The 12349-nt window shown below is 42.1% G+C and carries 13 protein-coding genes; 9 read left to right on the top strand and 4 right to left on the bottom strand.

Features of this window, described 5'->3' with window-relative positions; genetic code table 11:
• Positions 1-28: 28 nt before the first annotated feature.
• On the bottom strand, positions 29-997 hold the full coding sequence (locus GARC_RS12805) for a GlxA family transcriptional regulator (protein WP_007620675.1): 969 nt from the start codon (positions 995-997) through the stop codon (positions 29-31).
• Positions 998-1021: 24 nt separating this feature from the next.
• Positions 1022-1822: an alpha/beta fold hydrolase gene (locus tag GARC_RS25960; protein ID WP_052151503.1), complete on the bottom strand. Its 801-nt coding sequence runs from the start codon at positions 1820-1822 to the stop codon at positions 1022-1024.
• Between the two features lie 210 nt (positions 1823-2032).
• Between GARC_RS25960 and GARC_RS12795 the strand changes: the two genes are divergently transcribed.
• The 3 genes from GARC_RS12795 to GARC_RS27015 all read left to right on the top strand — a co-directional run bounded on the left by GARC_RS12795 (position 2033) and on the right by GARC_RS27015 (position 4112).
• Positions 2033-2827: an MBL fold metallo-hydrolase gene (locus tag GARC_RS12795; protein ID WP_007620673.1), complete on the top strand. Its 795-nt coding sequence runs from the start codon at positions 2033-2035 to the stop codon at positions 2825-2827.
• A gap of 388 nt (positions 2828-3215) precedes the next feature.
• Positions 3216-3935 (top strand): zeta toxin family protein, encoded by a 720-nt coding sequence (locus GARC_RS12790; protein WP_007620672.1) that lies wholly within the window; start codon positions 3216-3218, stop codon positions 3933-3935.
• 18 nt (positions 3936-3953) lie between these two features.
• The gene (locus tag GARC_RS27015; protein WP_007620671.1) at positions 3954-4112 is read left to right on the top strand and encodes a hypothetical protein; all 159 of its coding nucleotides are present in this window, start codon (positions 3954-3956) and stop codon (positions 4110-4112) included.
• 131 nt (positions 4113-4243) lie between these two features.
• On the opposite strand, the gene GARC_RS12785 is transcribed toward GARC_RS27015, so the two are convergent.
• Together GARC_RS12785 and GARC_RS12780 are read right to left on the bottom strand one after the other, a co-directional pair.
• A complete protein-coding gene (locus tag GARC_RS12785; protein ID WP_007620669.1) occupies positions 4244-5026 on the bottom strand; it encodes an enoyl-CoA hydratase/isomerase family protein in 783 nt (260 codons plus the stop codon).
• Between the two features lie 5 nt (positions 5027-5031).
• Complete coding sequence (locus GARC_RS12780; RefSeq protein ID WP_007620668.1) at positions 5032-6570, bottom strand: acyl-CoA synthetase; 1539 nt, start codon at positions 6568-6570, stop codon at positions 5032-5034.
• A gap of 543 nt (positions 6571-7113) precedes the next feature.
• On the opposite strand from GARC_RS12780, the gene GARC_RS12775 reads away from it, so the two are divergent.
• The 6 genes from GARC_RS12775 (at position 7114) to nuoF (ending at position 12349) form a co-directional block, all read left to right on the top strand.
• Positions 7114-7572 (top strand): hypothetical protein, encoded by a 459-nt coding sequence (locus GARC_RS12775; RefSeq protein ID WP_007620665.1) that lies wholly within the window; start codon positions 7114-7116, stop codon positions 7570-7572.
• A 174-nt stretch (positions 7573-7746) separates the two neighbouring features.
• Positions 7747-8136 carry an NADH-quinone oxidoreductase subunit A gene (ndhC, locus tag GARC_RS12770; protein WP_007620663.1) on the top strand — a complete coding sequence of 130 codons (390 nt, stop codon included), beginning with the start codon at positions 7747-7749 and terminating at the stop codon, positions 8134-8136.
• Entirely contained in the window at positions 8136-8777 is a 642-nt protein-coding gene (locus GARC_RS12765; protein ID WP_007620660.1) for a NuoB/complex I 20 kDa subunit family protein, read from the top strand. The genes ndhC and GARC_RS12765 overlap by 1 nt, the downstream gene beginning before the upstream one ends.
• A gap of 2 nt (positions 8778-8779) precedes the next feature.
• Positions 8780-10546: an NADH-quinone oxidoreductase subunit C/D gene (gene nuoC, locus GARC_RS12760; protein ID WP_007620649.1), complete on the top strand. Its 1767-nt coding sequence runs from the start codon at positions 8780-8782 to the stop codon at positions 10544-10546.
• Positions 10543-11088: an NADH-quinone oxidoreductase subunit NuoE gene (nuoE, locus tag GARC_RS12755; protein ID WP_007620648.1), complete on the top strand. Its 546-nt coding sequence runs from the start codon at positions 10543-10545 to the stop codon at positions 11086-11088. The genes nuoC and nuoE overlap by 4 nt, the downstream gene beginning before the upstream one ends.
• On the top strand, positions 11081-12349 hold the full coding sequence (gene nuoF, locus GARC_RS12750; protein ID WP_007620647.1) for an NADH-quinone oxidoreductase subunit NuoF: 1269 nt from the start codon (positions 11081-11083) through the stop codon (positions 12347-12349). Before nuoE ends, nuoF begins: the two co-directional genes overlap by 8 nt.

Raw genomic sequence — 12349 nt, 5'->3', positions numbered from 1 at the left:
TTGCAAAATTGTGGCAACTGAATTGGCTCTAACGTTGAAATGCCTGCCGATATTCGCTGGGGGTATATGAAGATACTTTTTTAAAGGTACGTCGAAATGCTGCGTCATCTGAAAAGCCTAAGGCATCGCTTATGAGATTAATAGGTTTACTACTGTATATAAGAGACTCACTGGCCTGATGAAGTTTGATCAAACGCATAAAGCTGGCTAGTGATAAGTTAGTTAATTTATTTACTTTACGTGCAAGGGTGCGCTCTGTTTGATTAAGGTGTTTGGCTAAGACTGAAATGGTCAGCTCAGTTGCAGGTGTTTTTTGCACCCAAATATAAATACCTCTGAGCAGTTTATCATCCAATTTCATCAACTTAATTTGCGTAAAGGGCTGTGCGGATTTTTCGGGTTTCGGAATTATCATCAATTCGATGATGTCGCGTAAGACATCTTGACCACAATGTTCTTCAACTAATGCTTGGGAAATTGGCAGGTAGCCATTTAGTCCTGAAGCGGTTCTATTTTGACTTTCAAACGTATAGGTTTGACTAAAACTCCAATCAACAGTTGCATAGTTATTTTGTACAAAGTCAGCTAACCACCATGTAGCCGTAGCCTGTTGATGCTCTAAACGACCGGCAGCTGCCATGATACAGACTGCCGTACAGTATCCCCAGACTTGAGTTTTAGCCGGCAGGGTTTTTAAGGCTGATATTAAGGGTTGGTAAGCATCAATTGCCAACTCTACATCACGCTGATGGTTGGTCCAAAAACCAGGAATAAGCAACGCATCCACAGATGTATCTGATAATGCACCTTCAGCCTTCATTGTCATTACAGGGATTTTGCCTCCCGTTGTAATGGCGACCTCTTTACCATCAACGCTTAGCCAGTGAGTACTGAAAACAGGCTTGCCGACACGTTTATTCGCAACCTCTAATATTTCTGCAAAGGCAAATAAACCAGATACTACACAGCCGGGATATATCAATAATCCAATTTTCATCTTCACCCTCTCTAGCAGGCAGGATTACCCTGCCAGAGCAATATTATTGCTTATGAGTTTATGTACTACTTTTGCCTGCTCTAACATGGGCCAATGCCCGGTGTTTTCGAGAATATGTACGTTATCGGTAGCAAAACGTTTTGAAAGTGCAACCGGTAAAAATGTATCTTTTTTGCCCCAAATCACTTGAGTTGGAAAATGTTGAGATAGGGTGTGTAACTGGCCTTCCCAAGATTTAAAAATGACAGGATCAAGTGCACGATAAAAACGTAAAATCAAGCGGCGGTTGCGCCAAGACAACGCATCGTAATTTGATTTAATTTGCCCTTCAGTCAGTATTGGCGCGCTTTTCTTCATTGCAGCACTGAATTGTTTGTATCTCATTAAATACATAGTCAATTCGCCCAATATTGGTTTACGCCAGTTTTTTGCCATTGCGTGCCATTCGTAATCAGAAAAAAAAGTGGTATCCATTATGGTTAAGCTTTTTACTTTATCAGGGTGAGTTAATGCAAAGGCCAACCCTACGATGCCACCGATGTCGTGAATGACCAAATGTACGCAGTCAGTAATACTTAAACTCGCTAAAAGTTGATCGATAAAATGGGCTAAGTTCTCAAGGCTATAATCAAAATTTTGTGGTGATTGTGTACGACCAAACCCTGGAAGGTCGGGTGCAATACATTGGTATTTATCTGCAAAAGTCGCGATGGCTCCATCCCAAACTTCTGATGTATCCGGTACTCCGTGTAAAAATAAAATAGGCTCACCTTGCCCCTTCATATTTACAAAAACTCGACTTAGTTCAACGTTATACATTGTCATAATTTCACCTGTTTGATCACTTGTTGGTTTCCAATGATGAATATCATGACAGAACTTAAGCTTAGATTAAGTGGCATAAAATGACATAAAACATACAATTAACACAATAACTTTGTCATTAACTGTATGTTTTATGTCAAATTTAGCCATAACCTTATGTCATTTTCCTGCATACACTGTTTCTTATCCTAGAATAATTAAAGTCGAAACATGAAAGTCACACAGATTAGAAATGCGACCATACTGATTGAGAGCGTCGTAGAAGGAAACAAACAAGGCATTTTGATCGATCCTATGTTTGCACCTATGAGTGCTATTGCTTCACTTAAATACGCCACAACAACCAGACGAAGAAATCCGTTGGTAGAACTGCCTTCCAATATGGATGAATTAAAAACACGTGTTACTTGCTGCTTGATCACGCACTGTCAAAAAGGACATTTCGATCATTTAGATCGTGCAGCTATCAAATGGCTTAGAGAAAATAATATTCCTGTTTATTGCTCAACGCAGGATTCAGCGTTTCTTAGAAAGAAAGGGTTGAAGGTGTTTACCTTAGAGCCGTCAACAGAAAACCACTTTATGAACGGCTCCATTAAATTGATCCCCTGTTTGCACGGTGAAGGTTGGATTGGAAAAATGATGCCGCATGGTTACGGTTACCATATTCAGCTACCAAGTGAGCCCAGTATTTATGTTACTGGCGACACAATATTAACAAACGAGGTCAAAAATTTTATTACACACTCCCAGCCAGCGATTGTTGTTATCCCAGCTGGAGGGGCAACTTTTGACTTAGGCAGTGAAATTATTATGGGGCTATCAGAGGCGATTCAAATAGGAGAATTCACAAAAGGTCTGGTAATAGCCAACCACCTTGAAGCACTTGATCATTGCCCAGTGACACGTAAATCCATTCACTCAGAAATAGAAGCTAGGGGTTGGGAACATCGATTTTTTGTTCCCAACGATGGTGAAAGCTTTAATTTTGATCCATTAAATTAACGAGGAGTGTCGTTATGAATTACAACCTCCCAGTCAACTGCCCCTCAATCATTCGGCCCAGATGAAGCAGTATTCTCTGTTAAAGTATTCTTCTGTCCAATTTATCAATAGGGTCATTCTGAACCTATTGATTCTACCCGCTCTTACCCTATTGATTCACCCTATTGATTCGGTGGACGCGCTGTAGCTTGGGTTCAGGGCGAGGTAGAAGCCTGGATAGATAGTAGAATTGATAATCCCTTTAACTGAATTGCCAATAAAGCCTGACCAATGTTGTAATAGTGATAACTAGTGCATATTACTAGGTAACCACATTAAGTTTTCGTACACCTTATTGATAAGTGTAAATATAGTCATAGTATTTCTTGCAGTTTATAGGAGGGGAGAATTGAAGCTAAGTACAGAAGAGCAGGCTATCAGTGCTAGAGCAGTAAGATTTGCTAAGAAAAACCGTACTTCAATATGTCGCAGGTTGACCGACAGTACAATTTACCTCCCTGAAGAATCACCAGTATCGGTATTTATGAGTGGCTCTCCTGGTGCAGGTAAAACAGAATCATCGAAAGAACTGGTTGCATCGATCTCAGATGATGAAACTCCGGTTCTTCGGCTCGATCCAGATGACTTGAGAGAAGAATTTGAAGAATACAATGGATCAAACTCTTACTTATTTCAACGTGGGATTGTGACTTTAGTTGAGAGATCTTTAGACTATATTTTCAAGAATAATCAGAGTTTTATACTAGATGGTACGCTAGCGAGTTATCATGTCGCAGAAAAGAACATTCAGAGGTCTTTAGACAAAGGAAGGGATGTACTAATAATCTTTGTTTATCAACATCCTAAACTAGCTTGGGAGTTTGTAAAAGCTAGAGAAAAGGTTGAAGGACGTAAGATTTTACCTGAACATTTTGTAGAGCAGTTTATTGGTTCTCAAAATGTTATCCAAGCGTTGAAAGATAAGTTTGGTAAGAAAATTAAAGTCGATTTACTTATTAAATATAATGATGGTACAACAAGAGCCTATCATAGCAATGTTAGTAGCTTGAAACCTTATATTAAACCGAGCTATACTGTAGAAGAAATAAGCGAAATCGTGAAAAAATGAGGATTATGAGGAGGCTTTATGTTTAATTTCAGTAGTAAAAAGGTTGCTTCAACACCCTTGTCTAACTTTGTGAAGAACACGTCATCTAGTGATAAAAAGAAAGTCTATAACAAAGTTATAATTGCTGCATCTGAGTCCCAAAACACGACTATTGAAAAAGCAAAAGCGGTTGCATAAACCGTTTTGCATATTTGTACCAACTCGATAATTAAAGCCGCTTTTTAGCGGCTTTTTTTATGCCTCGATTTTAAACATATTCTGGCAGTTCCCTGACAGCTCAATTAAAAGTCTCTTGATCTTCCCTCCAATTAACGCCCACTAAACACCGCAGCACGTTTCTCTAAAAACGCCTGCCCACCTTCTTTGGCATCGTCGCTATTGGCGCAAATTTCTTGTAAGCGGGCTTCTATGCTGATGGTGTTTGCCAAGTCATGGCTCATTGCGGCATTCATTGCTTCTTTGGCGTAACGAAGTGATAGCGGGGCTTTTGACGCTAGTATTATGGCCATGGCTTTAGCTTCTTCCATTAATTTGTCTGCAGGCACTACCTTGTTACATAAGCCCAATTGCAAACAATCTGTCGCTTTTAACTTTTCGCCAAAGGCAATCAGTTCAAAGGCTTTTTTACGGCCAATAGTGTGGGCTAAATGCCAGGTTGCGCCACCGTCGGGGATAAGGCCTATAGCGGCAAAAGCCTGATATAGATAGGCATCGTCGGCCATTAGCGTTAAGTCACAAGCCATGGCAAACGCGCTACCAATACCGGCAGCAGCGCCATTTACAGCACTTATCCATGGTTTAGGGGCGTTGCTGATTGCCATTAATACGGGTTTGTACTGTTCGTTTAGGCCATCTTCAACACTTGCACCTTCGGGTAATGTTTCGGTGAGATCTGCGCCAGCACAAAATGCTCGACCCACACCTGTGAGAATAACCACGCGTATGTTGTCATCTTCATTAACTTCTTTTATTGCTAAACCTAATTCCGCACGAATACTTGCTTCGATAGCATTTAAACTGATGGGACGGTTAAAACTCACAGTTGCAATTGGCCCGTCACGTTCTATCAAAATAGATTGGTGTATCGTCATTGTATTTATAGTTTCCTTGATAGTTCTTCTTTGAGTACAAATTTTAATACCTTGCCTGCCGGATTTCGTGGCAGTGCTGGCACTTTATGTAATTTAATGGGTAATTTATATCGAGCCAAATGTACTTCGGCGAATCCCCTTAGGTCTTCCAAGTTCACATCAGCGCCTTCCACAAGGGCAATCACAGCTGTCACTGCTTCACCCCATTTATCATCGGGTAAACCAATTACTGCGACTTCAGCGATTAGTTCATGTTTATAAAGTACACTTTCAACTTCAGCGGGATAGACGTTTTCGCCGCCTGTTATCACCATGTCTTTGAGTCGATCACAAATAAATAAGAAGCCGTCTTCATCCAGATAACCAATATCGCCAGAGTGGAACCAGCCCTTATCATCTATGGCTTTTGCTGTAGCCTCGGGTCGGTTCCAGTAACCTTTCATTACATTGGCTCCAGAGATACAAATTTCCCCATGCTCCATGACTGCTAGCTCTTGGTTATCATCATTTACTATTTTAAGATCTGAATAAAACGCAGCTTGTCCGGCTGAGCCAAGTTTGCTTATCGCCCATTCAGGGGTTAGCAAAGAGGCAAAAGGTGAGGTTTCGGTTAAACCGTAGCCTTGGCAAAAGTTAATTTCACGTTTGGAATATAAGCTCAGTAGTGATTCAGGAACCGGCGCAGCTCCGCACACCAACATCTTAATGCTGCTTAAATCAGTAATATCAAAGTCTGGGTGCTGTGACATAAACAAAAACATCGCTGGCGCACCAAACATACTGGTTACTTTGTATTTAGCAATATCTTGCAAAACCAAACCAGGATCAAAATTTCTAATCAGAACTAACTTGGAACCCATCATAAAACTCTGCAGAGTCATGACGTTTAAGCCGGCAATGTGAAACAACGGAGCAGCGGTTAACACTACGTCATCTCTGCCACCGCCATAAGACAGCTGGGCGTTGATGTTATTCCACATAATATTACCGTGGCTGAGCATCACACCTTTAGGTAAACCTGTTGTGCCAGAGGTATACATAATCACGGAGGTATCATGTTGATCAACTCCAACGGGATTTTGTAGAGGTGCGGCTTCAATGCGCTCATTTGTTAGTGAACGCCAGCCATCGATATTTGACTCGGCACCAAAGTATTCTCGACAACAAAGTTCACTTTTAACGGGGTCAATCACTTCCTGCATAGGGGCATCACACACTAGGGTGTGCACTCCCGCATCGTTAATGATAAATTTTAACTCTTCGGCGGTAAGCCTAAAATTAAGGGGTACAAAAATAGCGCCCAGCGCATTAGCTGCAAACAATGTTTCAAGAAAGGCTGGTTGATTAAAACCAACAAAAGCCACCCTGTCTCCCATACATACACCCGATTCTTGCAATAATGTAGCCTGCCGCCTAACAAGTTGCGCAAAACCACCATAGGTAAAGGTGGTGTCTTCAAAAATCATTGCTGTACGTTCTGGGTTTAATTGGGCGCGACGTAACATGCCAATGGCAATATTGGGTTCGATTTCAGGTTTATGCATAGTGATCTCGTTGTAATGATAATTGCACAGTTATTTGCGTTTACATTGTGATAACAAACAGAAAAACGCAAGGAAATTTCGATTATTATCTAAAATACTCAGGGATCTATTTTATAAAAGGGGGTCGGGGAATAACGGTAGAAAAGATCACAAAAATAAGTTCGTTGCATGAATTTTAGTTTTTCTATTTGGGCTTGATGTTATTGAGATCCTTAGGGGATATTTATACTGGTATTAGGACAAAAAAAACTACTCATTTTTTAACCTATAAAAAGTCAAAACTGTCACTTTAGAACAAAGCTTTACCTAAGGTGCAAGTCCCATGGCACATAAACTTACGCCACAATTGGGAGTCAAACCTCTGATTACTGCAAGCGCAATATTTAACCAGCCCCAAACCCAAAAGCACAAAATACATACAAATATCAGTATCTTCTGACCAAATATTGAGCTAATGTTAAATTCCTGTAAATTATTTTAGCGTTAATTGTTAGTGCTTTAAATGCGTCAAAAATATAAGTTTTGCAATAAGGAAAGAGATTGATGAGTAACTTTTCTCAGGTACATGAATTGCTGCTACATAGTCAACAATTGCATAGCCGTACCGGAAAGTTTTACAGCAGTTTATCAAATCAAGCTAATAATGAGCGAGTTAAGATGCTGCTCAATACTTTAGTCAAACACGAGTCAGATTTGTCATCTTCATTGCAAGCTTATATTAACAAAGCACCAGACAAAATACTCAATACTTACTTTCAATTTGATCACGAAAACAATGTAGAAGAATTGTTTGCCACTCATTTTGAGGTGGCTCAAGTAAATACTGATGATGTGGAAATAATGGCCAATGCTTTCGACGATTATTTTTGCCATTTATATTCAGAGATGCAGCAAGCGGTCGACTGTAAATTGGTTCAGGATTTATTTGAAAATTTACATGAGCACATGCTGGAAGAGAAAAAGAAATTATCTATCGATATTTATTCGATGTTGGATATGTAACAGGTTTTTAGTATTGCGGACTTATTTATCAATACTAGTAGTACTAGTTCAATAATTTGAGGAAGAGTTTTTATTAGTGCAACCCTAGTGGAACTGATAGTTAGTAGATCCAAAAAGGGGAAATTTCGGCAATAACGACCGAAAGACTAAAACGTATTTTTTGGGGGAATGAACATGATACAAGCGCTGAGCGAACTATGGCCGATTCTGTTGTATTTCACTTTTACACTTTTGTTATTGGCCGCAGTAATGTTTGCGTCATCACTTCTAGGCCCCAGAACAAAAGGCCATTCTACTCACTTACCTTATGAGTCAGGCATTTTATCGCTGGGTGGCGCTCGGGTTAAGTTTGCCAATCACTTTTTTCTATATGCCATTTTCTTTGTAATTTTCGACCTCGAAACACTCTATCTTTTCGCCTGGGCCATCTCCTTTGAACAAGTAGGTGTAACCGGCTTTATAGAAGCACTAGTGTTTATGATTATTCTGTTAGTCGCCCTTGTCTATTTATGGCGTATTGGCGCACTCAACATTCTTAAAAGACATCTGCCGGAGCAACGTTAATGGATTGGAATCTCAGTGACCCTAATAAAGTGCCACAACAAATCCCGGTTTTAGATGAAAGTGTTCAAGAAGACATCAAGAAAAACGTCATTTTCACCACACTTAACAACATGATCAATTGGGGTCGTAAGAATTCTATCTGGCCATTTAACTTTGGTTTATCATGCTGTTACGTAGAAATGGCCACCAGTTTTACGGCCCGCCATGATATCGCTCGTTTTGGTGCAGAAGTGATTAGAGCCACGCCACGTGAAGCGGATTTGATTGTTATTTCTGGCACAGTATTTCGCAAAATGGCTCCTGTAGTTAAACATTTATACGACCAATTACTCGAGCCAAAATGGGTAATATCCATGGGGTCATGTGCCAATTCTGGCGGCATGTATGACATATATTCTGTGGTACAGGGTGTTGATAAAATATTGCCCGTAGATGTGTACGTGCCTGGATGCCCTCCTCGCCCAGAAGCGTTAATGCAAGGTTTAATGTTATTGCAAGAAGCAATTGGCCGTGAACAACGTCCGCTAAGCTGGGTGGTAGGAGAGCAAAATGTTAGCCAGATAGCTAAGCCCAGCCAACGAGACATTCATAACGTTGAACGTATGAAAGCTAGAGATCTCACTCCGCCGGATAGAGTGTAGTTATGGCTGAAACTATGGCGCAACCTTCGAACCCAGATTTACTTGCTGAGATCAAAGCCTGCTTTGCTGATGCTGTGATAAATGAAGAGCAGACAGCTGATGAGATCCTAACAATTTGGGTAACCGCCCAAGATTTAAAACCTCTGTGTAAAGTATTACGCTCCAAGCTTAGCCAACCTTTTGATTTTCTATTTGATTTAACCGCTATAGATGAAACCACTCGTCAGCATAAGGTGATCCCCCATAGACGTGATTTCACTGTGGTGTATTTGTTGCGCTCTTATGCACGTAATCAAGACCTACGTATAAAAGTAGCACTATCAGCGGACGCAAAAGAAGTCGCCAGTGTTACTTCTATTTGGCCAAATGCAAACTGGTACGAACGGGAAGTATGGGATTTGTTCGGAATAAAATTTACCGATCATCCTTGTTTACGGCGGATCATGATGCCTACCACTTGGCAGGGTCACCCTTTATGTAAAACCCATCCGGCTCGTGCTACGGAAATGGGCGAATATAGTCTGTCCGATGATACCCGCGATCTGGAGCAAGAGGCTTTAAAATTTAATCCTGCTGAATGGGGCCTCAAACCACAAGGTAATCCAGAAGAATTTATGTGGCTGAATTTAGGCCCAAACCATCCCAGTGTGCATGGTGTCTTTAGGATCATGTTGCAACTTGATGGTGAAGAAATCGTACAGGCCATCCCGGATATCGGCTACCACCATCGCGGTGCAGAAAAAATGGCCGAACGCCAGAGCTGGCATTCTTATATCCCCTACACTGATCGCATTGATTACTTGGGAGGGGTAATGAATAACCTACCCTACCTTATGGCCGTGGAAAAAATGGCCGGCATTGTTGTGCCAGAGCGGGTCAAGGTCATTCGAGTCATGATGTGTGAGATGTTTCGCATTCTTAGTCATTTGCTGTTTTACGGTACTTTCGCTCAGGATATCGGTTCTTTATCCCCTATTTTTTACATGTTTGTCGACCGCGAAAAATTATTCGGCATAGTTGAAGCCATTACTGGCGCTAGGATGCATCCGGCTTGGTTCAGAATTGGCGGTCTGGCTGCTGACTTACCTAAAGGTTGGGACAAGATGGTCACCGAATGGCTTGATTATATGCCAGCACGCATGGCCGATTACGACCAAATGGTGATGCAAAACAGTTTAATTAAGAAACGTGCAGTGGGCATTGGCGCTTACGATACCGCAACCGCTATAGACTGGGGTGTCACAGGACCAGGACTTCGCGCCACAGGTTTTGACTGGGATCTGCGTAAAAAGCGCCCTTATAGTGGCTACGAAAACTTTGATTTTGAGGTGCCTCTAGGTACTCGGGGTGATAGTTACGACCGATGTGCCGTACGGGTGGAAGAAATTCGTCAAAGCATGCGCATTATTCGTCAATGTGTGCAAAACATGCCAGAAGGTCCCTATAAAGCTGATCACGTATTAACTACCCCGCCTCCAAAAGACCGCACTATGCAGGATATCGATACTCTTATTCCGCACTTTTTAGGCGTCAGTTGGGGGCCGGTGATACCTGCAGGTGAGGCCATGATGGAAGTAGAAGCAACCAAAGGCAGCAATGCCTATTATCTGACAAGTGACGCCAGCACTATGAGTTATCGCACGCGCATTCGAACCCCTTCTTTCCCACACTTACAAATGATCCCGGTGATGGCCAAAGGCCAAATGATTGCCGATTTAATTGCCACCATTGGCAGTATAGATTTTGTTATGGCGGACGTAGACCGATGAGCAGTGTCATTCCAATCCAACAAGTCGATCTAGTGGGTCAACCCATAGTCAATTATCGCGATGTGCTATCAGGCAAAGAAATTGCTGCCATTGAACATGAGTGTTCTTTATATGAAAGCCGTCCTGCAGCCGCTATCGATGCGTTGCAAATTGTGCAGAGCGAACGTCGCTGGATAAGTGATGAAAGCCTATATGCCATCGCTGATATGTTAGGTATGTCAGCCACAGAATTAGAGGGCGTCGCCACCTTTTACAACCTTATTTATCGCCATCCAGTAGGTGAGCATGTAATTCACTTATGCAATAGCATTAGCTGCTGGTTGCACGATTATCAAACCATCACTGAGCACTTAAGCAAGACCCTCAATATTGAATTTGGTCAAACTACCAAAGACGGTAAAATCACTTTGCTGCCAAATGTATGTCTGGGATGTTGTGATAAAGCGCCTGCCTTGATGTTAGATGGAGAATTAGTCGAAAATTTGGATATCAAATCAATCGATTCACTTCTACAAGGATTAAGGGGAGGCAAAAATGCATAAGCCATTAAGTCAGTACCTTGATCTGGCCAACCCACAAAATCTGCAGGCATATCAGAGCACAGGCGGTTACGAAGGTTTTACCAATGCTTTAAAAATGCAACCTCAGGAAGTTCAGCAGCAAGTCTCCGACGCAAAACTCAAAGGTCGAGGCGGAGCAGGCTTTATGACAGGTATGAAGTGGAGCTTTGTACCTATGGGCGAAGATGCCCCGAAAAACAAATATTTGGTATGTAACGCAGACGAAATGGAGCCTGGTACTTTTAAAGATCGCTGGTTAATGGAAGGCGCTCCTCACTTATTGATCGAAGGCATGATGATCGCAGCCTATGCAATTGGCGCTGATGTTGCCTATATCTTTTTGCGCGGCGAATATCGCCTCTGTGCTACCCGTTTACAACAAGCTATTGATGAAGCCCAAGCCGCAGGCTTGTTGGGAGATAACATTAATGGCAGTCAATATTCATTAAAATTGCATTTACATACCAGTGCTGGGCGTTATATCTGCGGCGAAGAAACCGCGCTGATTAATGCTCTAGAAGGCAAGCGCGCTAATCCCCGAGCTAAGCCACCTTTTCCACAAGTAGTTGGCCTGTTTGGACGGCCCACTATAGTTAATAACTGTGAAACCCTATGTAATCTGCCCGGTATTTTAAAAAATGGCGCTGACTGGTATACCCAGATTTCTGACGGCGCAGATACCGGCAGCAAAATATTTGGGATCAGTGGCCGAGTTAAAAATGCGGGTTTATGGGAACTACCCATGGGCACTTCTGCTAGGCACATCTTAGAATTGGCCGGTGGCATGCAGGACGGATTGACGCTACGGGGTTGGTTACCAGGCGGCGCATCCACCGACTTTTTATTAGCTGAACATCTAGATACACCCATGGAGTATGACGCTATTGCCAAGGTCGGCAGTCGTATGGGCACTGGAGTCATTATCGCTCTAGACGATCAACATTGTCCGGTTGGCATGATCTTAAATTTATTACAGTTTTTTGCACAAGAATCCTGCGGATGGTGCACGCCTTGCCGAGATGGTTTGCCATGGGCAGTAGAAATTTTAACTCGCATAGAAGCAGGCCAAGGATCACAAGACGACTTGGATGTTTTACAGCAATTATGTGGGTTTATGTGGATAGGTAAAACCTTCTGTGCGCTTGCACCGGGTGCAGTCGAGCCATTGCGCAGTGGAATGAAATATTTCGCCGATGATTTCCAGCAGCATATTGATCACAAGGGGTGTCCTCACAGACATTAA

The sequence above is a fragment of the Paraglaciecola arctica BSs20135 genome (genome assembly GCF_000314995.1).
Classification (GTDB): domain Bacteria; phylum Pseudomonadota; class Gammaproteobacteria; order Enterobacterales; family Alteromonadaceae; genus Paraglaciecola; species Paraglaciecola arctica.
This window is presented reverse-complemented; position numbering and strand designations above follow the sequence as displayed.

Excerpts from the sequence above, each read along its gene's own strand:
- GARC_RS27015 (WP_007620671.1), top strand. The coding sequence starts at position 3,954 with ATGTTTAATTTCAGTAGTAAAAAGGTTGCTTCAACACCCTTGTCTAAC.
- GARC_RS12785 (WP_007620669.1), bottom strand. The coding sequence starts at position 5,026 with ATGACGATACACCAATCTATTTTGATAGAACGTGACGGGCCAATTGCA.
- GARC_RS12765 (WP_007620660.1), top strand. The coding sequence starts at position 8,136 with ATGGATTGGAATCTCAGTGACCCTAATAAAGTGCCACAACAAATCCCG.
- nuoE (WP_007620648.1), top strand. The coding sequence starts at position 10,543 with ATGAGCAGTGTCATTCCAATCCAACAAGTCGATCTAGTGGGTCAACCC.
- GARC_RS12805 (WP_007620675.1), bottom strand. The coding sequence starts at position 997 with ATGAAAATTGGATTATTGATATATCCCGGCTGTGTAGTATCTGGTTTA.
- nuoC (WP_007620649.1), top strand. The coding sequence starts at position 8,780 with ATGGCTGAAACTATGGCGCAACCTTCGAACCCAGATTTACTTGCTGAG.
- GARC_RS12780 (WP_007620668.1), bottom strand. The coding sequence starts at position 6,570 with ATGCATAAACCTGAAATCGAACCCAATATTGCCATTGGCATGTTACGT.
- GARC_RS25960 (WP_052151503.1), bottom strand. The coding sequence starts at position 1,822 with ATGACAATGTATAACGTTGAACTAAGTCGAGTTTTTGTAAATATGAAG.
- GARC_RS12775 (WP_007620665.1), top strand. The coding sequence starts at position 7,114 with ATGAGTAACTTTTCTCAGGTACATGAATTGCTGCTACATAGTCAACAA.
- nuoF (WP_007620647.1), top strand. The coding sequence starts at position 11,081 with ATGCATAAGCCATTAAGTCAGTACCTTGATCTGGCCAACCCACAAAAT.
- ndhC (WP_007620663.1), top strand. The coding sequence starts at position 7,747 with ATGATACAAGCGCTGAGCGAACTATGGCCGATTCTGTTGTATTTCACT.
- GARC_RS12795 (WP_007620673.1), top strand. The coding sequence starts at position 2,033 with ATGAAAGTCACACAGATTAGAAATGCGACCATACTGATTGAGAGCGTC.